19 protein-coding genes are annotated in these 24,624 nt (G+C 41.8%); 9 read left to right on the top strand and 10 right to left on the bottom strand.

Features of this window, described 5'->3' with window-relative positions:
* Positions 1 to 23: 23 nt before the first annotated feature.
* The 6 genes from C900_RS28005 to C900_RS02120 all read right to left on the bottom strand — a co-directional run bounded on the left by C900_RS28005 (position 24) and on the right by C900_RS02120 (position 5,189).
* Positions 24 to 404: a DUF7793 family protein gene (locus tag C900_RS28005; RefSeq protein ID WP_009577907.1), complete on the bottom strand. Its 381-nt coding sequence runs from the start codon at positions 402 to 404 to the stop codon at positions 24 to 26.
* 13 nt (positions 405 to 417) lie between these two features.
* Entirely contained in the window at positions 418 to 783 is a 366-nt protein-coding gene (locus C900_RS28000) for a SpoIIAA family protein (RefSeq protein WP_009577906.1), read from the bottom strand.
* Between the two features lie 6 nt (positions 784 to 789).
* Positions 790 to 1,668 (bottom strand): sensor histidine kinase, encoded by an 879-nt coding sequence (locus tag C900_RS02135; protein ID WP_009577905.1) that lies wholly within the window; start codon positions 1,666 to 1,668, stop codon positions 790 to 792.
* A gap of 430 nt (positions 1,669 to 2,098) precedes the next feature.
* Positions 2,099 to 3,352 carry a CYP152 family fatty-acid peroxygenase CypC gene (cypC, locus tag C900_RS02130; RefSeq protein WP_040495363.1) on the bottom strand — a complete coding sequence of 418 codons (1,254 nt, stop codon included), beginning with the start codon at positions 3,350 to 3,352 and terminating at the stop codon, positions 2,099 to 2,101.
* Positions 3,353 to 3,407: 55 nt separating this feature from the next.
* Positions 3,408 to 4,394 carry an NAD-dependent epimerase/dehydratase family protein gene (locus C900_RS02125; protein WP_009577902.1) on the bottom strand — a complete coding sequence of 329 codons (987 nt, stop codon included), beginning with the start codon at positions 4,392 to 4,394 and terminating at the stop codon, positions 3,408 to 3,410.
* Between the two features lie 18 nt (positions 4,395 to 4,412).
* On the bottom strand, positions 4,413 to 5,189 hold the full coding sequence (locus tag C900_RS02120; protein ID WP_009577901.1) for an SDR family NAD(P)-dependent oxidoreductase: 777 nt from the start codon (positions 5,187 to 5,189) through the stop codon (positions 4,413 to 4,415).
* Between the two features lie 384 nt (positions 5,190 to 5,573).
* Here C900_RS02120 and C900_RS02115 point away from each other — a divergent pair, with 384 nt between their 5' ends.
* The 6 genes from C900_RS02115 (at position 5,574) to C900_RS02085 (ending at position 14,951) form a co-directional block, all read left to right on the top strand.
* Positions 5,574 to 5,993, top strand: coding sequence for a BLUF domain-containing protein (locus C900_RS02115; protein ID WP_009577900.1), 420 nt, complete (start codon positions 5,574 to 5,576; stop codon positions 5,991 to 5,993).
* A gap of 802 nt (positions 5,994 to 6,795) precedes the next feature.
* Entirely contained in the window at positions 6,796 to 8,457 is a 1,662-nt protein-coding gene (locus tag C900_RS02105) for a tetratricopeptide repeat protein (protein ID WP_009577898.1), read from the top strand.
* A gap of 113 nt (positions 8,458 to 8,570) precedes the next feature.
* Positions 8,571 to 11,054: a hypothetical protein gene (locus C900_RS02100; protein WP_009577897.1), complete on the top strand. Its 2,484-nt coding sequence runs from the start codon at positions 8,571 to 8,573 to the stop codon at positions 11,052 to 11,054.
* Between the two features lie 189 nt (positions 11,055 to 11,243).
* The gene (locus tag C900_RS02095; RefSeq protein ID WP_009577896.1) at positions 11,244 to 12,836 is read left to right on the top strand and encodes a Kelch repeat-containing protein; all 1,593 of its coding nucleotides are present in this window, start codon (positions 11,244 to 11,246) and stop codon (positions 12,834 to 12,836) included.
* Between the two features lie 324 nt (positions 12,837 to 13,160).
* Positions 13,161 to 14,195, top strand: a complete 1,035-nt coding sequence (locus C900_RS02090; RefSeq protein ID WP_009577895.1) for a hypothetical protein — start codon at positions 13,161 to 13,163, stop codon at positions 14,193 to 14,195.
* A 228-nt stretch (positions 14,196 to 14,423) separates the two neighbouring features.
* Complete coding sequence (locus tag C900_RS02085; protein ID WP_009577894.1) at positions 14,424 to 14,951, top strand: hypothetical protein; 528 nt, start codon at positions 14,424 to 14,426, stop codon at positions 14,949 to 14,951.
* Between the two features lie 62 nt (positions 14,952 to 15,013).
* Here the strand turns inward: C900_RS02085 and arfB are convergent, their stop codons facing one another.
* Positions 15,014 to 15,424, bottom strand: a complete 411-nt coding sequence (arfB, locus tag C900_RS02080) for an alternative ribosome rescue aminoacyl-tRNA hydrolase ArfB (protein WP_009577893.1) — start codon at positions 15,422 to 15,424, stop codon at positions 15,014 to 15,016.
* A gap of 70 nt (positions 15,425 to 15,494) precedes the next feature.
* Entirely contained in the window at positions 15,495 to 18,017 is a 2,523-nt protein-coding gene (locus C900_RS02075; protein ID WP_245558388.1) for a phosphoenolpyruvate carboxylase, read from the bottom strand.
* A gap of 315 nt (positions 18,018 to 18,332) precedes the next feature.
* Between C900_RS02075 and C900_RS02065 the strand changes: the two genes are divergently transcribed.
* The gene (locus C900_RS02065; protein WP_040495286.1) at positions 18,333 to 19,013 is read left to right on the top strand and encodes a hypothetical protein; all 681 of its coding nucleotides are present in this window, start codon (positions 18,333 to 18,335) and stop codon (positions 19,011 to 19,013) included.
* A 3-nt stretch (positions 19,014 to 19,016) separates the two neighbouring features.
* Here the strand turns inward: C900_RS02065 and C900_RS02060 are convergent, their stop codons facing one another.
* Positions 19,017 to 19,376, bottom strand: a complete 360-nt coding sequence (locus tag C900_RS02060; RefSeq protein ID WP_009577890.1) for a TerB family tellurite resistance protein — start codon at positions 19,374 to 19,376, stop codon at positions 19,017 to 19,019.
* A gap of 187 nt (positions 19,377 to 19,563) precedes the next feature.
* On the opposite strand from C900_RS02060, the gene C900_RS02055 reads away from it, so the two are divergent.
* Positions 19,564 to 20,124: a peroxiredoxin-like family protein gene (locus C900_RS02055; protein ID WP_009577889.1), complete on the top strand. Its 561-nt coding sequence runs from the start codon at positions 19,564 to 19,566 to the stop codon at positions 20,122 to 20,124.
* Between the two features lie 155 nt (positions 20,125 to 20,279).
* On the opposite strand, the gene C900_RS02050 is transcribed toward C900_RS02055, so the two are convergent.
* On the bottom strand, positions 20,280 to 22,991 hold the full coding sequence (locus C900_RS02050; RefSeq protein WP_040495284.1) for a vWA domain-containing protein: 2,712 nt from the start codon (positions 22,989 to 22,991) through the stop codon (positions 20,280 to 20,282).
* 753 nt (positions 22,992 to 23,744) lie between these two features.
* On the opposite strand from C900_RS02050, the gene C900_RS02045 reads away from it, so the two are divergent.
* Positions 23,745 to 24,545: a hypothetical protein gene (locus C900_RS02045; RefSeq protein ID WP_009577887.1), complete on the top strand. Its 801-nt coding sequence runs from the start codon at positions 23,745 to 23,747 to the stop codon at positions 24,543 to 24,545.
* The last annotated feature ends 79 nt before the right edge of the window (positions 24,546 to 24,624 follow it).

Raw genomic sequence — 24,624 nt, 5'->3', positions numbered from 1 at the left:
TTAATTTCTTGGCAGTGTTATATCTATTTTTCCTTAAGCCATTTCAATCCGGCTTCCCTGCTGGTAAATAATTTCGTAGGCTTAAGCGGTTTATTAGCTCCCAGAAAGAAGTTGCCGATTATTCTACTGATAGGGCTGGTTATAATAAGTGCACACTTGTTAAAGATCTCAGCATGTTCAGGTCCTGCAAAATGCTGCCTGCACTCCTGCGTCATCTTCACTACATTAGTCAGATCGCACAGAAGAGGGTGCGGCTTTCCTTCGGTGAGTTCATGCCCTATTTTGGTACTCTCCTTACCATCCTGCAACGTCATGATGGTATTCGGAGCACACTCAATGTATAAAACTTTATCGGCGCCCAGCCTGAATTTGACTTTGTCTGTTTCTCGTTGCTTTCGTATCATAACAGTTTTCTATCTATTCTTTAAGCCACTTAAGAGCCTCTTCTTTATTTGTAAATAGCCGCGTGGGTTTTAAGGGTTTGTTAAGCCCCAGGAAAAAATTTCCTATCATCCTGCTGATAGGGCTCGTAACGATCAATGCACACTTGCTGAATGTAGTGGCGTGTTCCGGTCCTGCAAAATGCTGGCGACATTCCTGCGTCATTTTTACTACATTAGTCAGATCACATAGCAATGGAAGCGGCTGATAATTAACCATTTCGGCTGATATTCTTGTGCTTTCCCTTCCATCATCAAGGGTCATGATCGTGTTGGGAAAGCATTCAGTGTACAGAATATTGTCCTTTAAAGTGAATTTTATTTTTTCATTTTCTCTATACATCTGGTATTATGTTTTCTTAAGAGTAAAAATGAAAGAGGCACCCTCTCCCGGCACTGACTCAAGCCATATACGGCCTCCTGCCGATGTAATGATATTTTTAACTGTGGCCAGGCCTATACCGAGACTATCTTCCTTCATACCGGTGTCTACCTGATTATAAAGTTCAAAGATCGTCTCATGATGTTCAGCAGCTATACCCGGACCGTTATCGCTGAAAGTTATCTGATAGTGATCGTCAAGTTCCTCAGTGCTGATCTTGATCTCACATTGTCTTTTATCAGAATACTTTATAGCATTATCCAAAAGATTTCTGATTACCTGTACCCCTGCAGTTTTGTTAAAAAGCACTTCCGGCAACTTACCATCCACATCTATATTAGCCCGGTCCGCCACGTTGTCATTTTCAATAACATCATTTAAAAGCTGGTTGAGGTCGACTATTTCGGTTTTCATCTCTAGCGAGAAAGTCCTGGAATATTCTAAGATTCCCGATATTAAACCCTTCATCTTCTCGGTCATCTTCTTTAGCCGCGACATATACTCGATAACTTCTGACTTGCTGTCAGGAGCTAAACTGTATTCCAAAAGATGCAAAAGGCCTGTCATGGCGTTAAGGGGCGATTTTAGATCATGTGCTGTTGTAAAAGCAAATTTTTCCAGCTTTTCATTGATCTCGTCTAGTTGCCTGCGGGTTACTACCTGTGTGTTTAATTCTTCGCTCAGCATATTTAACCCCAAAGCGATGGCATCTACCATATCATTGCGGTGGCTGGTTTGTAATACCTTAGAAAAATCAAGAGAGGCCATACTCCCGATCATATCTAATATATCATTTAACCTCTCCTCATTTTCGCTATACCTCTCCTCGTTTTGGCTATAAAGCATTCCTTTGATGGCATAAAATTGTATGGCGGTTTTAGCTGATCATTACGGAATTTAATAATAAAATGTTAATTATGGTATTAAAACCATAAAAGAAATGGCCAAAAGCATCATTATAAAAAAGGGAAAATATCTCCTACACAGTTGGGGCACATTAGAGTTCTATATAAATGCGGAAAGCTTAGCAGTCGGTAGTTGGCAAAAGCAGTTGGCAAAAAAAGTCATGAGTACTGAGTAGTTAGTATAGAGTAGCGGAACGGCAATACCAACTACAAAATGAAATCTCTAGTCTCAATAACATGTAATGAAAACTTGTCATTGGTACGCAGGAAGGATATTCTTAAGTTGTGAATAGCACCCTTGAACTTATCAAGATCCTTCATTCCTTCCGGAACGACCTTAAAAAGAGGTTTTGGGTCGGTCCTTCTATCTTCTATGTCGAACTCACGCTATTTACATTGGTGATCACAAACCGGCTTTCGGGTATGGCCGGGAAATTTGACATGTCAATTGTCAGGTCCTGTTGAGGCACATTATATCTCATTTTTTTCACAATATAATCCAGAGCCAGCTTCATTGTTTCAATAGTAGCCCACTCACCGGCACACCTGTGATTGGTGTTATGATCGCCCCCACCCTGAGGAATGAAGTTATATGGACTACCATTCCAGTGCTTAAACCTTTCGGGGCGGAAAACCTCAGGATCATCCCAGGTACCGGCATGGTGGTTTGTTCCATAAAGATCCAATAATACTCTTCTTCCTTTTGGAAAATGTATCCCATTCCATTCAAAATCTTTCTTCACACGAGCTGCAGCAAATGGAAAGAATGGGTATACCCTTCTCACTTCCTGCACAAACCATTCACTCATCTCAGGTTGTTGCAGAAGTTTGTCCCTGTATTCAGGATATATATAAAGAGCATGCGCAATAAACACTATAAACCTGCCAATAGCCACTGTGGGACGGAGTACGTTCAGTATTTCAACCGCAGCCACCCGTTCATCCAATCTGTTTCCATCCCGATCGCGATGCTGTGCAAAAACAGCTAACGCTGACTGTTCCCCCGGTATAATTTTGCCGGACCTCACCTTGTTTATCAGGCCGGATATCCATTTTTCTGCTTTTTTGCGATTTCTTCTCCCTTTATAATGGTCCAGCGCTATTTCACCTGCCGATGTTATCATTGACGATATCTGTTTCGTACGCTTAGATACTTTACTATCCTTAAGAGGAACACCAGCCCACCGGCATACAGCACGACAAAGTATCTCCTCTGTTTCGTTTAGAAGTATTACCTCCTTTAGAGTTGACCATTTTTTTATAGCAAGCTCCCATTCCTGCCCTATCATGCCCAATAGCTGCCGGATACTATCGGCCGACATTAAAGACATAAACAGCTCTTTTCGATTTTTATGAGATTCACCGTCTATGCCCTGAACACCTCCTTCTCCAAACAGTGTCTTCTGAAGTCGTTTCGGAGCGGCTTTTTTTCTATTGAACCTGTCAGTATCATAAAAAACCCTTGCGGCCTCCTCTCCTCTCATGCAGATAACTTTCTTCATCATCAGCCGCGTTTCAAATACGTCTGTTCCCAATTCATCGCATCGGTTTCCGATGAAATTATATCCATCGGATAACAATGCCGGAGTACTGTCTATCGCTTTATCTTTAGGTATTGTGGTCATAATAATAAGTCCTTTAAAAAAGAACAGACCACTTTTATATATGTTTAAACCATGCTCATTTAACATTAGAGTCTTTCGTTCTAATCCAGAAAATTGTCTTTTTCAGTGCCTTCTGAAATGGCATAGGATTGTATTCAAGGCGCCTTTCGGCCTTAGCTGAAGTAAGCGCCCAATTGTAACTGTACTTTTTAATCCATTGAGGTGTTATCAACGGCTTGCGGTTAAAAGCTGAAGCCATAAATAATTGCAGGTAGCCATATACCATGATTACAGGCAAAGGAATATGCACCATACTTTTATGAATATCAGAAAGTCGGGCTATCAATTCAAAAAACTGATTATAAGATAAGTTTTCGCCCCCAAGAATATATCGCTCACGCGGAACACCGCTCTTCATCGCCAACATATGTCCGTCAACTACATCTTCTATAAAGGCGTAGTTTCCTACTGATCTTCCACTTCCGGGGATCAGACGCCAGGCTCCACCCATATATCGCCTGATGAGATCCGTAACCACGTTGTTTCCAGGTCCGAAAACCCTGGAAGGATTTACAATAACAGCATCAAGCCCTTTTTCTACAAAAGCCTTTACTATAACCTCTGCTTCACTTTTTGTACGCTCATAGGCATTGAAGAAAGGAATGGTCCTGATGGTATCTTCATTTGAAGGATTAGTTGATGAAGGGGACATGACTCCTGAGGTAGAGGTAAATACCAATTTCTGTACGTTATGGTATAAGGCTGCTTTCAGTACATTTTCCGTTCCTACTACATTTACTTCTCTGAAAATATCCATTGATGGAGCCCAAACCCTCGCTAATGCAGCCAAATGAAATACATAACGACAGCCTTTCATACCCGAAACCAGGCTTTGATAATCAAGAATATCTCCAGAAACATACCTTAAATTCTTGTGATTTATACGGGCTTTATGCCTGGAAGAAGGACGCAACAGCACAATAACCTGCTGCCTGTCTTCCAGCAACCTTTGCACCAGATGCTCTCCAATATAACCAGTACCACCGGTAATAAAATACTTCATCGTTATTCAGTTCTATGTTCACTTTTTTCTAAACATCTTACCTGCCACGGTTATACTCAAGCTGCGCGGAATAGCTATGGTAATGAAAACTAACAACCGGTTAAAAATACCCGGAACAATAACACGCTTGCCCTTTAACGCCCCGTCAATTCCTTTACGTGCTACCTCTTCTGCTGTCAAAGTGAGTACCTTCGCCTTAAATCCCTGAGCTTTTGTTCTTAGCGCAACTTTGCTATTAGTGATCGTTGGGCCTGGACATAGACAACTTACAACCACTCCTTCTTTACCCACCTCATGGTTAAGAGCATTAGACAGCGCCATCACAAAATTCTTCGATGCAGAATAAAGCGCTTTATAGGGAATATGCATGAAAGAAGCAATGCTTCCCAAATTGAGGATATAAGATCGGTTATGTCTTTTTAATAAAGGCAGGAATTTAGCGCACATTAAGACAAGAACTTCCACATTTACTTTCAAACACCTGGTATGTTCCTCCAAATCACAATCCTGAAAGGCCTTCTGTGTGCTGTAACCGGCATTATTTACCAGCATGTTTATGGAAAATTCTTTAGCGACACACCAATCAAACAGATGATTAATATTACGCTTTTGCGCCAGATCCAATTCTTTATAATGTATGGAAACATCATACTTTGACTTTAATTTTTTTGCCACACAGGAAAGCCCTTCACCTTCTAAGGAAATCAGTATGACATTCATTTTGCGTCTGGCACATTCCATCGCCAATGCCAATCCAATACCCCTACTTGCACCAGTTACAAGTGTATACTCCATAATTAACCTCCTTACTCAAATGAAAATAGGAGAGTGATACCGCTACCTCTCCCCCCAGCAAACTCTATATACCGCCAATGCGATAATAAAAGCGCTCATCAATGCACAATACTCCACTTTTGCAGTGTAAACCTTGCTTTGCCGGATTGGCTGCGTAAGGTGAATTTTATGCTGATATCTTCTTAAAGTCACAGAGTTTTCCTGCTACATCACTAACGCTAACAAATTCCTTTTATATAGAAAACATGACCTGATTCGTTGTGTTCGTTATTGTGTAAAAAATTTTTGTTTAATAAATTTTAATTTTTATTAAACAAAATGTATCTTGTGCCGTATTTCTTCCTAACCAGGTTTTAAAACTATGTCATTTTAAACATCACTTTTATGTTATCACAATTAGTTTACGTTTCATTGCGAACATCCTCATGTACAGAGGAAGAAATTCAGAAAATATTGGCTTCCTGTAAAAGGAATAACCATGACGATGACATCACGGGCGTACTTCTTTATTCCAAAACGCACTTTGTGCAGTACCTGGAAGGAGCATACAAAAAGATAATCGCCCTATATGACAAAATCAAAGAGGATCAAAGACACAAGAATGTTGTGATGATCACCAGTGGAAAATTGGACAGCAGAATATTCCCGAGTTGGCAAATGGGTGCCCGGAACTTTGATGGTAATGATTTTGATTTTAAAACACAGCTTGCCCCCAATGAGCGGGAAGAATTCAGATCAATCCTTTCAGGCAATAAGCATGACGCTAACAAAACCGTTGATCTTATGAGGAAATTCTTTAAATAAAATAGTTTTACATATAGCTGGTTACGAGGCTGCTCTCCTGTGTGGAGACAGCCTCATTTTTTAACATCTCGTTGGTATAAGACTGTCACTTACAATTAATATTTAGTGGATGTTTGTTGCTTGAACAAAAAGCACGCCACAGACCACTTATCACTATTATTGCACTTCATTGCCAGGAACAGTTTTACTAGTCCTTTCAGGCTTAGTAAAGCAGGCATTCGCTACTCGATATCAAAGTTCAATTATCTCATAACGGCTTTTGATTTCAGGCTTCCCAGGCCCAGCTCTGTATCTCCTCCTAAGACAGAATTTTTTGTTTCAAAACACACAAAACGGAATGACACTACTGCACCAATCACCGAATACCCGATTAACACCTCGGATTTCCGTCTTCCGACTCTGGTCTTCGATCTTCGGTCTTTCATTGTTGCTAGTTGAGTGAAAGATGAGTTTGCATCGAAAACACGTGCACAACTCTCCTCCTGGGTGCGTTTCTCCACCTCCGGCCTTTGGCCACCTCCGCCAGCGGAGGACAGTACTAATAAAGTTCACGATAATTTGATTTATAATTTTCCCCCTTTGGAGGGCCTTAGGAGTCTCCCATGAGGAGAGTGCATGTTTAATGAACCTACTGATCACACCGATCAACGAATACCGATCACTATCCATTACACTTCCGACTCCGATCTTCCGTCTTCCGACTTCGGCCTTCCCACCTTCCTCTGCAATATGTTAAAACCAAAATTTTGTCTACCGTCATATCGTTTTTCTTTTTATTATTGTATGTTACAACCAGATTTTTATGCCCAGGCTTACACCCGTCTATTTATTCGTTCTAGGGCTCATCTTTGGCCTACCATGCTATGGAGTTCAGTCTGATTCACTTCAAAATATCTTTGACCAGGCCCAAAGCCAGGAAGAGAAGCTCCTGGCGCTAAGAAATATTATAGAGTACTACCGAAAAGAAGCGCCTGATACAGTAAAAAGTCTGGCAAAGCAACTGTTGGAGCTTGCAAAAAGAAATAGTGACCCCTCATATATTTATAAAGCTTATAATTATTTGGGAGTGGCTTACTCAACAGAAGGAAATCTTGAAGCAGCTCTTGAAAACTTTCTACTGGCACTGAATGTAGCAGAAGAATCAAATGACCTGGTGAAAAAATCGGCCATATACAATAATTTGTCCTACATCTATTTTGTACAACGACTTTACGATAAAGCTATAGAAAGCCTGGAACAAAGCCTGCTTATAGATCAGCAGCGAGGCGATCATAAAGGGGTGGGTATCACTTACAACAATTTAGGCATCATGTACCGCGCCCTTGCCCAGTATGATAAAGCCGAGGAAAGTTATGAGAAAGCCTTAGCAATTGGATATGAAACAAAGAACGATACGGCTATAGCCAATACCGAAGGAAATCTGTCGGAGTTATATTCTGAAATAGGTGAATACGAGAAGAGCCTTGAGAAAATCGATAAAGCACTCGAAGCCTCTCAGCGTTCCGGCCTGGATTATATTACATGTGTACGCTTACTCAACAGGGGGAAAGTTTACAATGCGCTTAAGCGATATGAGGAGGCTCTGGAGGCAGTGAACAGTGGAATAACGCTGGCTAAGAGAAACAATTTTCAGGTGTACTTAAGGGATGGGTACGGAGCGCTGACGTCCATTTACGAAAGCATGGGTGATTACAGATCCGCTCTGGAAGCTTACAGTCAGAAGGCCAACTGGCAGGACAGTATCCTGCATAAGGATATGTTTAACCAAATGGCTGAGATGGAGGCCAAGTATGAAACAAAACTGAAATCAATTAAAATCGCTCAGCTTGAAGAAGAGAAATCTTTGCACCAAACTATTATATATTGGGCCATAGCCTCTGCTATACTCTTTTGTATTGGCCTGGTGCTCGTTTTTGTAACATATACCCTACGAAATAAGCTGCTAAAAAAGAAGAATGATGAACTGGTGATCAAACATGAGGCTGAACAAAAGATTGCTATACTGGAAAAGGAAAAGCTTCAAATGGACCTGGAATATAAAAACCGGCAGGTAGTATCAAGTACTATGATGATAGCTCAAAAAAATGAAGTACTGCAGGGTCTAAAGGCGAAAGTAAAGAAGATCAGTCAGGAAAATCGTGAACCAGAAGTAAACAAAGAATTAAAAAACCTGACACGTGATATTAACAATAATATCGAGCTATCTGATGACTGGCAGCACATTAAGTTACATTTTGAGCAGGTACATCCACAATTTTTTGAGAACCTCATGACCCAGTATCCGAGCCTCACTGTCCATGAGCAAAAGCTGTGTGTTTATCTGCGGATGAAAATGACCAATAAAGAGATCAGCCGTTTGCTCAACATTACACCGGAGAGTGTAAAGGTATTGAAGTACAGGCTCAAGAAAAAGATGATGCTCCCTCAAGAGGAGAATATGCAAGAGATGCTCCATCACCTTTAGACCTCCAACCACTTTTTTGGGGTATGTTCCCCATTTGTTAACCCCCCATTTCTCGGTTCTTATCCGTGTTTAGTCTTACTTGCAGGCTGTTTCAAACACAAAATGCACGAGTTATGACAGAACGAGATCTTTTTAATTATGCCCTTTTAGCAGTACTAATTTTCATGGGCGCCATCATTCAAAGTTGTAAGGATGATGATCCTGCTCCGGCACTGCCTGCGGTAGAAACACACGAAATCAGCAGTATCACACAAACCAGTGCAACCGGAGGAGGAACCGTACTCTCAGATGGTGGTGCCAAGGTTACAGCTTACGGTATTTGCTGGAGTACGGATCAGGAGCCTACACTGGATGACAATTTTTCAACCGATGGGAGCGGCACCGGTGAATTCACAAGCTCACTCATTAATTTAACTTCCCAAACAACCTACTTTGTCAGAGCGTACGCTACAAACAAGGCAGGTACAGCCTACGGTGATAAAATTTCTTTTACCACGCCCGCGCGAACATTACCCGAACTATCCACTACTGAGGCAACAAATATTACCAGATCATCAGCCGTTACTGGTGGAAACATCACCAGCGATGGCGGAGCAGAAGTCCTGGCCCGCGGAATATGCTGGAGCAAAAATCCCAATCCCACCATTGAAGATAATACGACTTCAGACGGAAGCGGCATGGGTATTTTTGTAAGTTCGCTTACAGATTTGGGTGCGGATAGTACTTATTACATAAGAGCATATGCCATAAATAGTGTGGGAACCGGGTATGGACAGGAGATTTCCTTTACTACCTCAGGTGCTGAGTTGGCAGATGTAGAAACAATAGAAGTAATGAATATTACCATGTATTCTGCAACTGTCAGCGCGAATATAGCTACAGACGGTGGAGCGGATGTAACTGAAAGAGGCATCACCATTAGCAATGATCCGAATCCGGTGGTAGAAGACCAAAGCACATCAAATGGTTCAGGCACAGGCAGTTTTACTACCGAGGCACTGAACTTAGAACCGGCAACAAAATATTATGTGCGAGCATATGCTAAAAACAGCGCAGGAACATCTTATGGTGAAGAATTATCCTTTACTACACTAGCCCCGACAATTCCCGAAATAGAGACAGTGGAGGTCACTGACATAACTTCAAATTCCGCGAACATCCTAAGCAATGTTCTTAATGACGGAGGCGCAGAGGTAACCGCGCGAGGTATCACCTGGGGGTACAATCCCAATCCTACTATTGAAGATGCCTCCATTTCCAGCGGCTCCGGATTAGGCTTTTACACCACCCCGTTCAATGACATTGAACCTTCAAACACATATTATGTAAGAGCTTATGCTACAAACAGTGTTGGCACAGCTTATGGCAATGAACTTTCATTTACCACACTACCCGCAGAGTTACCCGAAGTATCTATAGCAGATGCTAAAAACATTGGCAAGTCATCCGCACAGATCGATGCCTCAGTTGATAACAGTGGTGGAGCATCAGTAACCTCCAGAGGTATATGTTGGAGCACCTCTCCTATGCCAACCATTGCAGATAATTTCACCACTACCGGGGCGGGTGTTGGAGCCTTTGAAAGCTCAATGGATGGCCTGAGCGGTGAAACAACATATTATGTAAGAGCTTTTGCCACAAATGGTCAAGGTACAGCTTATAGCCAGGAGTTATCCTTTACTACAACTGCTTTAGACTTGTATACAGCAGGTTATGTAATGGATGAAAATGATAAGCAAATGCCGGCATACTGGAAAAACAATATGCTCGTGACACTCCCTCTTCCCTCGGGAGCAGTGTGGGGTCAAGGCAACAGCATTTATGTTGACGGCACGGATATATATGTAGCCGGGTATGTAAATAAAACTACTCATGAGAGTGCAGTATATTGGAAAAATGGTATAGCCATACCCCTGACTACACATACAGATTATGCTAACGCCCGCGCCATAGCAGTTTCAAACGGTGACGTATATATTACCGGACATGACAACTACAGGGCTGTATATTGGAAAAATGAAGTTAAGACAACGTTACACGACTTAACCTCGGGCGCAACAGACATTACCATTACAAATGGAGACGTATACATATCAGGTTATTTATATAAAAACGGAGAGACGAAGTCTTATGCATGTTATTGGAAAAACGATGTTGTTACAGAGCTCACCGATGGAAGTCTAAGCACCGTTGCTACTGCTATTCAGGTAGTGGGCGCCAACATATATATTGCCGGAGATGAATTTCATACAGGAGCCCCGGCTGAAGGGAAATACTGGGTGAATGGTAGTATTAACTCAATTACCGCGACCAATCCGCGCACATACTCTATTTCTATATCAGGAAGCGATGTACACGTATCGGGCGTAGACTATAACGGTGGACTGCCACAGGCGGGATACTGGCTTAACGGCACATCTGTAAGCCTGCAAAGTCCAGATTATTTTACTGCCTTAGACCTGATCATATACGATGGCAGCATCTACATTGCAGGCACTCGTACCAATGGAGCAATAAGATCATCGGTCATATATAAAGATGGTACAATCCTCTCTGAGACTTTCGATTCAGGAGCGAGAGGCTTGTATCTCGATTAAAGTATGACCTAAGAATACTACCATTCAGCGCTATGCAATACCCCAATGTTAGGCAAGAGTTTTCTTACAAACGATATGAAGGTAAAAAGCAGATAATGTCCGATACAATGTCTAGGGGTAGGCTTTCGGACAGCCCCTGCTTTCTAACCTTTTTAGTTAGAACTATTTTTCTCTAATAATTTAAAAACTATGACAGAACGACATCTTTTTAATTATGCCCTTTTAGCAGTACTAATTTTCATGGGCGCCATCATTCAAAGTTGTAAGGATGATGATCCTGCACCTGTACCGGTTCCCCCCGAACTGACAACCCTGGCAATCACTGATATCTCCTTCATATCTGCATCAGGAGGTGGCGAAATTATTAGTGACGGAGGGGAAAAAATTACTGCAAGAGGCGTTTGCTGGAGCACTTCTACCAATCCGACTGTTGAAGATAGTTTCACCGAAGATGGAACCGGGAGTGGAAGTTTTACGAGTTTAATTACCGGTTTGGAGGTAGAAACGACCTACTATGTAAGGGCTTATGCCACTAACAGCGTAAGCACAGCTTACGGTGGTGAAGTTTCTTTCACTACCACAGCACCAGTACTCCCGGCTGTAACTGCTATTGGAATCTCACAAATTGAAAAACGATCGGCCATTGGAGGTGGCGAAGTATCGTCTGACGGAGGAGCCGGGGTCACAGCGCGAGGTATCTGCTGGAGTACAGTTCCAAAACCTACCGTAGAAAATTCTTCCACCACGGATGGTACCGGCACAGGGAGCTTCACCAGCTACCTTACCAACCTGACTCCTGAAACTGTCTATTATGTAAGAGCATACGCGACCAATAGTGTAGGAACTGTCTATAGCGAAGAAATTACATTCACCACTACCCCATATGACATATATTTGGCCGGTTATACTTATTACCCTGAAGACGATGGTCAAGTTGCCACCTATTGGAAAAATGGGGTCGCCACACTCCTTCCTACTGCTGCCGACAGCTTCAGAAGTTATGCAAAAGACCTGGCCCTTGATGGTGGCAACGTCTATGTAGTTGGATATGCCTCAATGGACACCCATTCTGCTGCTGTGTACTGGAATAACGATGAAGTAATACGACTAACAGATGATGACACCTACTCTTCAGCCCATGCTATTGCTATTTCAGGTGGTGACGTTTATATAGTGGGTCACCATAACTACAAAGCAGTTTATTGGAAGAATGGTATGGAAGTACCTTTATCGGAAACATTGTCAGGCGCAACGGATATAGCTGTTGTTGATGGTGATATATACATATCTGGCTACGAATATAATGAAGCCACTAGTAAAACTGTGGCCTTGTACTGGAAAAATGGCACTCCTGTGAATTTGACTGATGGCACCAACAATGCCGATGCCTCCGCAATATTCATCAATGGTAGTGATGTGTATGTTGCCGGTCAGGAATATTTCCCTGGGTCTGTTACAGCCAAGTATTGGAAAAATGGAATGGCAACTGACCTGGTGGCAACCAATCCTCGTGTATCATCTATGGTAGTTGCTGACAATGATGTTCACATAGTGGGTATAGATTATGCTAACACGTCATCTGCTGCATATTGGGTAAATGCTACACCTGTAGCCCTCGCAAATGCCACCGACATTATGGCTAAAGATATCGTGGTATTAAACGGTGATGTATACATTGCTGGCACCAGGAACGATGAACCTGAGGTGCAGATTGTTTGGAAAAATCAGGAAGTTATCACCGAACTGACCAATGCAGATGCTCAGGCAATATTAATCGATTAAAATGAACATTTGTCCCTGACCCGGACAAGCTGCAACGAAACTCTCATGAAATAGTCATAAGTGAGCCATACCAACCCAAAATGAATAATCGGCAGTTGGCAGAAGCAGTAGGCAAAGGAGGGGGTCGGACTCGAAGTAGACACGGTGATCAGCAATTATTAATCGCTGTTTGGCAGGCCATCAATGCAATAAACATGAACACTATTGTTAAAGATTTACAGTTTGAAACCTGCGGCTTGTCGCTTAATTCGTAAATCAAAAATCGTGAATCGTAAATAGATCCTCAATACTCAATACTAATATCTCAATACTAAATATATACAGATGAAAAATACAAATTTAAAAAGAAGCCTGCTGTTATTCGGATTGGCTTTCGGCCTTACCCTAAATGTTTATGGTCAACTAAAGGATCTTACCAAAAGAGGTAATGTTAAATTATCACTGAATAAGGATCAGCCAGAACAAAAGACAGCTCAGGAAGAACCTGAGACTCTGTTAGAAGAGAATAGTGACGAAAAATTACCGTCTGAAATAATCTTTGCTGCAAAGGAGTATAATAGCTTTGATGAAGCCAAAGCACATGCCGTTAGCCATGTTAAAGACGGTGACCCCCTTTGGATGTATATCAAGACCCCTCAGCCAATTGAAAAATATGTAGATGCGAACCCTAATAACAAAGATAAAGATGGCAAGGTGCGGAAATTCATCAACATGGGGATAGGCCGGCAAAATGAACCCAATGGAGATTACAAAGCCTGCAATGTGATAGCCACCGATGAGGAGGCCGCAAGTACCGAACTCAGGATAAGCCTTTCTCCCGGGACAGTAAGAAAGGGGCCTTCTCTTACCTGTTTCCTTGATATTGCCTCTGGGTTTGACCCCAAGCTCCGGGAGCTGGAAATCAGGCTATATGCGAAAGTAGATGATGATAAGAAGGTTATAGGGCGAGGGCATTTCACATTGGACCTTACTAACGGAAAGGATAACTACACCACTATTGCAGAGGATTTTCGGAAAAGAATATCTAAAGGCGCCCCGGAAAACAACAGAGTACCAAAAAAAGGAGCGTTTGCTGATGACTCATACAAAAATCAGGCGCTTAAACTAATAAGAGCAAAGGAAATCTCTCCTTTAAAAATATACTACTCTGTTGATGACTGGCAGGTAATGTTAAATAATGAAACGGATGTAAGAGACCATCGCTCATTATATGGGGCCTATACTTATAAAAAGGCAGACAAATGTCTTTATGGAGTTTTTGAGGTTATCCAGAACTGGAATGTAATACAAGGAAAGTGGATGGAAGCAAAGATAGAGCTACGGGACGACTTCCCTGTCTCTTGTGAAATGATCCAATAGCAAAGTGAATTCTATCTGACACTGAAAAATCCATCTGAAACATTTCTTTGGGTGGATTTTTTCTACCATTTTAAGCAAAAAGCCCGATTTCCTTACATACACGGTTACAAGGTGGTATATCTTCTATATTTACTATGGAAAAAAACAACCAATAATATAAAGTTCACTAAAATGATAAAACCTGTGTATCAAATCTTTAATAAATGCTTCATTAAAGTCTCTATTTCAATGGCTTTGATATTTTTTGCATCAGACGTTTTTAGTCAGGCTATTAATGACGGGTGGGAGCAGGAGTTGAATAAATCGTTGACCGAATTTACTAATTGCGAAAATGTGGCTTTATGCAATGCTTTTATAGGGCAGTCTCTCAAAACTGTGTATAACATCAACGATTTTTATTCCGAAAAACTGGGGAGATATCTATTTCCTCACGAGATTGCGAGCTTTGTTGGTGAAAGTGACCGGTGGACACTCCTGGGGCATGCTTATGAGCCTGATGCGTTAAGTGAAGCTCAAAAGTATGCTAACGAAAAGAAAGCTGCAATAGCTGTTTACAAAAGCGACAACGGACAGGGACATATGGCACTTATCCTGCCAGGCGATCTTATACCTTCGGGCTCCTGGGGTGTCAAAGTACCTAATACTGCTTCATTTTTCATTGGAGAACCGGAAAAATCATATATCAGCAAAGGACTTTCCTATGGCTTTAAAAAGAATTTGATAAAGGATGTATTGATATACGCCAGAAAATATTAACCTCCCAAAACTTACAGTTTTCAAAGAGTCGTCCCGAAAAGGATGGCTCTTTGTTTTTAAGACTAAAACTTCTGTCTCATCTGCTTCTTTTCCGATTGCTTTTTCTTCTCCGTGAGTCGCTTTTCTACAGCAGTTTTGGATGGTTTTGTGGGTTTGCGCTTCTTTTTAACCTTGAAAGCCTGCTTCAACAGGTCCAGGAATTTTTTAATGGACTCTTCCTTATTCTTCAACTGAGAACGTTCGCTTTCGGCACTTATTACCAGAAAATTATCGTTTGTGACTTTATTGGATAGTTTTTCTTTAATAACTGCCTTTTCTTCCGCGCTTAGCATCTCCGAATGATCAATATCAAACCTCAACGTTACTTTGGTGTTCACCTTATTGACATGCTGCCCGCCAGGTCCACTGCTGCGTGAGGTGGTAAAATTCAATTCGGAACTGAAGTCTTTTTGGTATGGCTTAAGCTGGCTCAAACTATTCTTTCTTTAAGGTCAACAACAAAGATAAGCCATGCATGGTTCTTTCAGCTAACGAACCAAAACCTCAGGCGGAATTTCTTTCCGCATTGATAATACCAAATGAGCACCTAACGATCAGTTTTTCATAAGTCTTCAGCAACTGCTCATCCTCCTGCGTTTGTTCCCTTAATTGTATCAAAGCATATTGCTGTATGGTCGTTAACGGAAGCTCAATACGCTGGCGCATGTTAATACTAAGCTTCCCCACAGGCTTATCGTCCATCAATTCCTCTTTTCCGGTGAGCCTGAGTACATATTTTTTACTCCGCTCATATTCCTCATAAAAGTCATTCCACAATGCACCGTATTCCGGGTGATGCGCGAGATATGCTGTCAGAGGAAAGTACGATTTCGACATGGACATTTCACTGTTGGCGATCAGTGTTTTGAAGAACAGTGAGTTGTTATAAAGCTGCTGCACCATTTCCCATTTCCCTTCCTTTTCCATCTTTTCAAGGGCCAGGCCTACACCATAATAACCGGGCAGGTTTTGTTTGATCTGACTCCATGAGCCCACATACGGCACGGCCCGCAGGTCATCAAGGGTCAGTTTTTTGTCTTTGTTCCTTTTAGAAGGCCGGCTGGCAATATTGGTTTCAGAATAATATTTCAAGGGACTGGCAAAGTTAAGGTATTCCAGGAAGATCGGGTTATTTTTCACTTTGCCAAATGCACGGTAACTCTCATCAGCCAGTTCCCGCAAAGTAGCTTCATTCTCCGGGCTTAGCTTACTATTTGCGTCCCGAAACAGGGCGTTGCTAATGCCTGCATGGATCAACTGCTCCATATTATACCTGGCAGAATCTATATTACCAAAGTTGGAGCTAATGGTTTGCCCCTGGACTGTCAGTTGTATCTCCTTATTCTCAATATTCGGTCCCATCGATTTATAAAATTGATGGGTCTTACCACCACCACGGGCGGGAGGCCCGCCTCTACCATCAAAAAACACTACTTCAATATCATTTTCTCTCGATACCCTGGTAAGTTCTTCCTTAGCCTTATATATGCTCCAGTTAGCCATTAAATAACCACCATCTTTAGTGCCGTCAGAAAAGCCCAGCATTATGGTCTGAATGCTTCTTCTGTTTTTCAGATGTTCTTTATATTCGGGTATATTGTAAAGCTCTCTCATCACATGCGGAGCTGCCTTCAAATCATCTATGGTTTCAAAAAGAGGCACTATATCAACGGAGAGTTGACCTTTCTTCCACCCGCTCATATGAAACAGCGCATACACCTCGAGCACGCTCAGGGCACTAGTGGAATGACTGATGATATATCGATGGCATCCGTCCTCACCATTGATCTGCTGGATAGACCGCACCGCTTTCATGGTGTCTAAAGTATCCTGAAACAATTCATCGCCCAGTTGGGACGGATCTACTTCTTTATTCGCCTGAAGGAGTGATCTTATTTTTTCACTGTCAGAAAGAGAGGCGTATTGACCGGGCAAAACATCAGTTTTTTCAGCAATACTCTCCAGCAAAGCATTATGAACCGAACTGTCCTGACGAATATCAAGTGAAGCAAAGAACAACCCGAATAACTCTACTTTAGCTATCAGGTCCTCTACGTGCGATACAAATAGGCCATTATGCTGCTCGAGAATGGTGGTTCTGACATTCTGAAGCGCCTCCAGTATCTCTTCTTTGGTAATATCCGCCTGGTAGCCGGGTATAAAAATGTGGTTATAAAGCTTCTTTTCCAGTTCTGCTATCGGCCCTTCCACACCTTTAAAGGTCAGCCTTCTTTTCATCTCCCGCACATCCCTGTAGTACGAGACTATAATTGATGCTCGCAACACTTCGGCCACTTTAACGGTGGTATCTACTTTCACATAAGGATTACCATCTCGGTCGCCTCCCGGCCAAAAGCCAAGACGTATCAATGGGTTTTTAAAATTGGCAATGCCCGGAAAATACTGCCTCATTGCCGAAAGAATATTTCCCGCTGCCGGATAGAACACATGCTCCAAAAACCACGTCAGGTTCACAGCCTCATCGTGAGGGGACGGGCGTTCCTTTTTCAAAAACGGTGTAATCCCCAGTTGCTGCAGGTACGAATTCACCTCAGTGGTATGCTCGCGTTTCAATGACTGAGCAAGGTCATGGATAATACCCAGCACCGAATTGGGGTAAAACTGCGTTGGGTGTGCGGTGAGCACTACCCTTACAGAAAAATCCTTCAACTTTTCTGCCAACTGCTTTTGAGCCTGTTCATAAATCACCTCCGATTGCAAGTGCTTGACGGTGCCCGGCCCTTTTATATCATGGATGTGTTCAAAAGCCGCATCTTCCAGGGCGTCAAACAGCACCACCTGTCTTTCCGCGTATTGAATGAATCGAAACAGCAGATTAAACTTTTCCTCCTGGGTAGTATAGGTGGTATACTGTCCCATAAAACTCTCGACAATCTCTTTCGGACTCTTATTTTTGGCAAACCCTTCCTCTAAGTGAAGCAAAAACAGAGATAACAGCACTCCCGTTTTTTCCACCCTGTGAAAAGGCAATGAGGTGAAAAGGCTATTGTACAGTTGAAATTTCATTCCAACCAGGTTTCGAAAAAGTGAGAGCGGACTGTCTGAGACGTTCATGATCTGTATGATTTATATTACATATTTACAACCCTGCGACCGGTTAAAATCATACAATTCTACAACATGAAATGACAAATCAGAAGTATATGAGGGAAAAATTATCAATAATAAAATTGGCAATACAGATTTACAAGTTGTTGATTTTCAATAAGTTAATCCTATTTAAAACGATTGCAATCTCTCTCAATTTTTCGCCAACAGGAAGTACAATACGAAATAAAATTGGTAAATTCGAAGTCGTTTTTTAACAATTACTTCTACCAAATGAAAAGCAATTCGTTTAGTTTACTTCTTATTTCAGTCGCACTTCTGGGAGGTATAGCATGCAGCGATCAGAGGTCAAATGAAGAAGAAACAACATCCACCGAGACAAAGGATAGTATCGTCAATCCCACTTCAACTGCAAAGGAAAACACTTTGACGGCTATGGACTCGACTCGGGGCGGCAACAGTGAGAGTATGGAAAGTATTGGAGTCACCACGCTAATTGAAACTCCTGAAGAAACTATTGATAGTCTTACCAAAGTGAGACCGCGATCCGCTGACGTTGCTTTTTCAATGATCCCTCCGCAACTTGAAGGACGGATTAAACCGTATCAAATACCCACTGAAGAAGCTGTGGGTATCAAGTCTTATCCAAGCGCCTATGTAATAAAGCTAAACCCACAGGTGGAATACGCTAATAAAAAATATGCCACAATGGAATTGGTAACTGCCGATCAACCGGAGGAAGTATTGCAATACTATCAACAACTGAAAGACAGATGGTTTTATATGGAAGGGGCAGGCGTTTATACTTTTAAGAAAGATGAGGAAAAGTATTTCCGAGAAACAAATACACTGCAAATACTGCACTTCGACAGAGCATTATACACAGATATTGACACTTTATTGCCATTCAAACCTCAATCTTTGATCCGGATATATTATGAAATTACGGAATAATGTTTATTTCACCTTGATATCTCCGCAATGTGCCTCTATCATCTTATCCATTTCCGGCTTTGAAAAGCCGAGTTTCTCTCCTACCATCAGTATGAGCCTATGCTCTGCCGGAGCAAACTCACCGTCCACCAGTGCCAGTTTAATCATATCTTCCAGTTGCTTCTCTCTTTCCTGGGTGTTTTGTGGTATCAAATAGATATATTCATCTGCTCTTTCAAGCATGATGTTTAGCCGGTCCAGTGGAATATCCCTCTCAAAGGCAATCTTTGCAAGTGTTATACGCTCAATCTCGGCTATCTTACCATCAGCAGCGGCCAGGGAAACCAGGTTACGGAAATGTTCCAGTTGAATGTTATCTAACATGATTTTAGAAATTGCGGGTTACGATTAATTCAGGAATATAGTAAATTTTTTTGTAAAAATACTACATATTACCATTGTAACATATCCCTGAAATTTATCGGTTTAATGGAAACCAGTTGAATTTTTAAAAGTGAAATAGCACCGCATTGGCAGAGTGCTACGTATAATAGCAAGTAAATATACTGTTATGTACCTGGAAAAGAATGTAATAGCCCCTGTTTTTAAGCTGCAGGATGTATTCGGAAGAACCATAGACCTTGATGAATACCGGGACAAGAAGATATTAATAGCTTTTTTTCGCCATGCCGGCTGTCCGTTTTGCAACCTTCGTGTCCATACCCTCACTAAAATACATGAAGAGCTTAAAGAATCAGGCTTCGAGATGATATTCTTTTTTGAGTCACCGGAAAGAGTAATTCTCAGAAGTATTTTCCACAAGGAAGTATCCCCCATACCTATTATCTCTGACCCTGGCAAGACATGGTATGGCGCCTATGGTTTGGAAAGTTCCGGATATAAATCAGCGATGAGTCACCTTACCTCTTTTGTACAGACGGTGTACAAAGCCAAGATGAACGGCCTTCCTGTTCACACAATGGCTAGTGGCGAGTCAATTAAAACCATGCCTGCTGAATTTCTTGTAGATAGAGGGTTGGTCATCAAAGAACTTCATTATTCGCAAAGGCTGAATGACAGAATGGATGTCTCAGCCATCAGGTCATTTGCACAAGGTAACGTTACCGGCTAATTAGTGTCTCGAAGAAAACGCCAATGTCTGCGTTACGCTAGCCCCAAAAATGCTCTCGTACCTTAGTACGCTCCGCTTTTTGGCACTTCGCAAGCCTTGACCTTGTCGTTTTCTTAAAACCACTTAGAGTTTTCTTAGAAATACTAATTAGCTTTTCACTGCAGGCGTTTTGCTTTTGCCTCTCTGATCAGTTGCCCATTTACATTTTGCCTGGTAATGTGCCTGTAGTTGCCATGACCCACTTCGGAGACAGACCTTAACCTGTCTGACTCAACGTTGCCAAATGTAAATATCGTAAGCTGTATATCCTGCCGAGCAAACTTCTCTATGATATTCATTGCAGACTTACCTATTTGTATCTCACCGTCTGTAGCCACTATGATACGATTATTACCACCTCTTTTATAATTCTTATCGGCCACTTTGTAGGCCAGTTCAATGCCATCATTCACATTGGATCTACCCTCAGAAGATAGGTTGGCAATCACCTGGTTGATAACATCTGATTCCGCGGCTGATGTTGGCTTGAGAGCCAATTTTGCTTTACCTGAGTAAATAATGATCGAAATCTCATCTTCTGCCCGCATCAAACTGATCAAATAGCTCATGGACTGTTTTAACAGAGGCAATCTGTCAGGCTTGTCCATTGACCCCGAAGCATCAAGAAGGAATACAAGGTTGTTAGTGGCATACCCTTCAAATGATGTAAAATCTTTGTCACCTTCATGCAAATAGACTGTGTCCGTTCTCACAGTTTCTATATATACTGTGTCACGGATCACCTGCTGGTGGCTTTTGTGAGTCTCTGCCATTTCATTGGTTTCATTGGTTTTAACAGCAGGTTTGTCTGCATTAGGCGGTGTAGTGGCAGGGGCATTTTGATGTGCTGTATGGGGTGTATTTGTGCGGCCTTCCTCCCCAGCAAAGGGAGCAAAAGTGCTGGTCTGATACAAAATAAATACAGGACGAAGCTTATCATTTTCAGCAGACTCCACTTCTCCCCTTCCCAGTTCTGCAAATTTGTTGTACTTCTCTACCATGTCGTTATACACATACACATAGTCAGCATATTTACTCTTGTCTCCCTTTTCCAGATATGAACTGATATAGCCCATTTTATCAACAAACACTTTGATGCGCTCCGGCATGTCTTCATAGGGATTATATGGGCAATGCCCGTGATATCTGCCGATGCGTTGAATGCCTTTCATATACTCAGATTGGTTTGAAACCAGGTCTCTCCTAATGGCCAGCAGGGTATCAGTGGAAATAGTGGGACGACTGTCTTCGGCAAATGCACCTCTGATAAGATACAGCTTATGCTTTGATATTTCTGTAGCATGAAGGAGAGCTCCCGATGAAATGATCCATGGGTTAGAGCGGTCAGGTAGACTATATGAGGAATAGATAGTGCGAACATCACTGTACAGTTGCTCCTTTCTCGTTTCATATATTTCATTCAGCTTCAGAAACCTATTCAATATCTCTTCAGGACGGTCAAAACCTGCAGTTACAAACAACTTATTCTCTGAATAAACGGACAGTTCCTCGCAAAGTCGCTCGTATTCCAGCATAATCTCCTGAATGTTTTCCATCTGGATCGTAAGACTGCTGCTGTATGCCGGAAGTACTTTAGGAGTGTTTACCCGCAACAGGGCCATATCAACTTCAGGAACCATAAAATGATCATAATCAAACCTCAACTTGTAAGTTTTGCGGCTGGCTTCGTCTCTCTTTTGCAGTGTTTGTAATGAAGACCGGAAATTCCTAATGTTATTTTGCAAATGAAGCAGCGCCCTTGTCCTGACGTTAAGAGCTTCAACATAACTATTTAATGCCTGATAAGTGATCCTGTCCAGGACAAGACTCTGCTGCACGATCTCCGTTTTAGGCATTTTTCTATCTGTAAACGGCCTCGGCTCAATGCGCACGTCAAATTCATTCTCTCTCAATTTTAAAAGTGGTATGTATTTAGGGTACAAACTCATCTTCAGCCCTTTACCTTCACTGGCTTGTACGAATGACTCCAGAAAAGCGAGCACATCGTTGTTGAAGTAGTTCAGAAAATCTTTGTAAACATCCTGGCTATGCCTGGTAGATCTTTGAGCCGCGAAGTTATTTTCGTCTACAGCTCTTTGCTTGATGCGCTGCAAATTTTTTACACCGGAAGCAAAAGATCTTAAAAACATGTTGGCAGGATATGGCAGAGCAATGTCTTTATCCAGTTCCAGCAGTTTTTCCGCAGTTTCAAGATAAGATTTAACCATAAGTGATTCATCCAGAGGCTCACTCGCAGCGTCCAGGTACCTGAGTATCTGCTCCTCATGATCTACCACGTCTATCATCAGCCGGTAGACCTTTCCGCTGATATGGTTCGAATAATTGCTGCGTCTGGAGTAAACGAGGTCGCATAGCTCCTTTCTGGCTTTTGAAAGGTTAAGCACCTCGGTCTGCATTTCGTCTATTAGTCGTAGTCCCTGATCACCATGATCCGAATTGTAGTCTTCCAATTTTATGTAAGCAGCCAGGTTATTATTCATATTTGTCAGTTCATCATAGTGCTGTTTTATTTTCTGAGCATGACCGCCTCCGGCAGAAACTGCCTTGTTGTAAAGATATCCATCAGCCTGCTTCATCCCCCGGGCAATCTCATAAGTGATCCTGGTCCTTGAGTCATCCTTATACCCGTTGAGTTGTCCATATAAATGCTTCATGTATGAATTATGATGGGTAATATTGGCTGCTATCTCATTAGAAAAAGCAACCTGTTTATTGATATCAGCTACATCCTGAGCATAAGCATTGCTATAAAGAACTCCACATAAAAGCGAAACAAAGAGCAGAAAATATTTATTTGATTGATACATATCGCAACCTGAATAGGGAATAAAGATATTGTTTAAACCTTCAATTAGCAGCACAGGGCCTAAAAATGTTTTAAAGACCTGGTGTGTAGAACGCTAATTTAACGTGAATTCGATATAACAAAGCTTATTTAAGGTATGCATATCAGAAAAATTGACTCAAAACTCTCTGTTTAAGGTCCCCGAACTTGCCTTCGGGGGAAGAATGAAGAATCTTACTAAGTTCAAGGGTACTATTCACAACTTAGGAAGACCCTTCATCCCGTACCAATGACAAGTTTTGCAATGTATTGATAACCAACGTCTTGCTAAGTTGTGAAGTTTGTGTCAATTTTGGCTTTTGGCTTTTTCATAGCTTAAGTCTTACTTTTTTGCCTCTTAAGAAACAGTTTATGTAGCCGGAATTATTACTCTTATGGCACATAATTCTGTCAAACAACAGAAAAGGCAATTGCTGAGGAGATTTCTCGAGGGCCATAGCCGTTAACTTATAGTATTCCCTTTGAGTTTATCACCTCACACCTGAACAGGCTGTTTTTGGAACGAGCATTTGAGTTTTCTTAAAGACTTAATTAACACTCTACACACAGGTAAACCGGATCATCTCCGTGATGCCATCTTTAACACTTATACTCCATCAACTGTAGTTACCGGTTTATCAACTCAAAACAGGGATTGATGAAATGAGTGACCTCTCATTACATTAAGTTAGTTAAAATTGCTGAAAATCATACAAACCAACTAAAAAATACGATTATGAAAAAGAAAATGATGTTTAGTACAAAAACAATGATCCTGGCAATTACTTTGCTGACATCGTTGATGTATTCCTGTGAAGAGGAAAACACGATAGCACCAGATGATCAGGTCACAGAAGCGGATGGGCTTTTATTTACCCCAAAGATGTTGGCCACCATTCAATTGACTGACGGAGCGTCCGTAGTGTTTAGAAGCGAGGCTGATGGAGTGGTTTACGAAGAGATAGGCAGTTCATTAGGTGAAAAGCTGCAGCAAGCCTCTATGCTTGAGCGTTTCCTTGCCCTCACTAACGAATCTGTACCTGTTCCTGACGATATCATGGCTCTGGAGACAGATGAAGCTTTAAAAACCTCAGCGAAGCAAAGAGGTACGGTAGCTCAACATCCTGAGGTCATTTATTCAGAGATGTCAGCGCTGACGGCCAACGAGGAAAATTCGAACTGCTCCGGCCATTCTTACTATGATACCGATGCTTTCGGACAATTCTACAGAACATACAAAGGTTACACCTGGGGGATTGCCGGTGCCACCGTATACAGCTCCTGGAAAAATGGCGCTGACAAATGTAAGACTGTTAATCTTTACCTTGTTAACTGCTCGGGCACCAACACCTTGTCTGCTGATACCTGGTATAAGAATGTGTGGGGGAATTATGTCAAGCAAGACGTGATCAATGTAAGTCCATCCAACAGCCGGTTCTGGTCAAAGACCTATACCAGCAAGCGCAACCGAAGAGTATTTGTAAGTGGTTTCGGTAGTGGCACTTTCGGAGGCTATGTACTTTTCAGAGATTATTAAGCGATAAACTCCGATACCTGTTAAAGACCCCTGAAGCTATGGATATCATACGTTTCAGGGGTTGTACTTATATTAAAAT

This window comes from Fulvivirga imtechensis AK7, assembly GCF_000331535.1.
In the GTDB taxonomy this organism is placed as follows: Bacteria; Bacteroidota; Bacteroidia; order Cytophagales; family Cyclobacteriaceae; genus Fulvivirga; species Fulvivirga imtechensis.
This window is presented reverse-complemented; position numbering and strand designations above follow the sequence as displayed.

Coding starts and splice junctions, on each gene's coding strand:
- C900_RS28005 (WP_009577907.1), bottom strand. CDS start 404: ATGATACGAAAGCAACGAGAAACAGACAAAGTCAAATTCAGGCTGGGC.
- C900_RS28000 (WP_009577906.1), bottom strand. CDS start 783: ATGTATAGAGAAAATGAAAAAATAAAATTCACTTTAAAGGACAATATT.
- C900_RS02135 (WP_009577905.1), bottom strand. CDS start 1,668: ATGCTTTATAGCCAAAACGAGGAGAGGTATAGCGAAAATGAGGAGAGG.
- cypC (WP_040495363.1), bottom strand. CDS start 3,352: ATGACCACAATACCTAAAGATAAAGCGATAGACAGTACTCCGGCATTG.
- C900_RS02125 (WP_009577902.1), bottom strand. CDS start 4,394: ATGAAGTATTTTATTACCGGTGGTACTGGTTATATTGGAGAGCATCTG.
- C900_RS02120 (WP_009577901.1), bottom strand. CDS start 5,189: ATGGAGTATACACTTGTAACTGGTGCAAGTAGGGGTATTGGATTGGCA.
- C900_RS02115 (WP_009577900.1), top strand. CDS start 5,574: ATGTTATCACAATTAGTTTACGTTTCATTGCGAACATCCTCATGTACA.
- C900_RS02105 (WP_009577898.1), top strand. CDS start 6,796: ATGCCCAGGCTTACACCCGTCTATTTATTCGTTCTAGGGCTCATCTTT.
- C900_RS02100 (WP_009577897.1), top strand. CDS start 8,571: ATGACAGAACGAGATCTTTTTAATTATGCCCTTTTAGCAGTACTAATT.
- C900_RS02095 (WP_009577896.1), top strand. CDS start 11,244: ATGACAGAACGACATCTTTTTAATTATGCCCTTTTAGCAGTACTAATT.
- C900_RS02090 (WP_009577895.1), top strand. CDS start 13,161: ATGAAAAATACAAATTTAAAAAGAAGCCTGCTGTTATTCGGATTGGCT.
- C900_RS02085 (WP_009577894.1), top strand. CDS start 14,424: ATGGCTTTGATATTTTTTGCATCAGACGTTTTTAGTCAGGCTATTAAT.
- C900_RS02075 (WP_245558388.1), bottom strand. CDS start 18,017: ATGAAATTTCAACTGTACAATAGCCTTTTCACCTCATTGCCTTTTCAC.
- C900_RS02065 (WP_040495286.1), top strand. CDS start 18,333: ATGAAAAGCAATTCGTTTAGTTTACTTCTTATTTCAGTCGCACTTCTG.
- C900_RS02060 (WP_009577890.1), bottom strand. CDS start 19,376: ATGTTAGATAACATTCAACTGGAACATTTCCGTAACCTGGTTTCCCTG.
- C900_RS02055 (WP_009577889.1), top strand. CDS start 19,564: ATGTACCTGGAAAAGAATGTAATAGCCCCTGTTTTTAAGCTGCAGGAT.
- C900_RS02050 (WP_040495284.1), bottom strand. CDS start 22,991: ATGTATCAATCAAATAAATATTTTCTGCTCTTTGTTTCGCTTTTATGT.
- C900_RS02045 (WP_009577887.1), top strand. CDS start 23,745: ATGAAAAAGAAAATGATGTTTAGTACAAAAACAATGATCCTGGCAATT.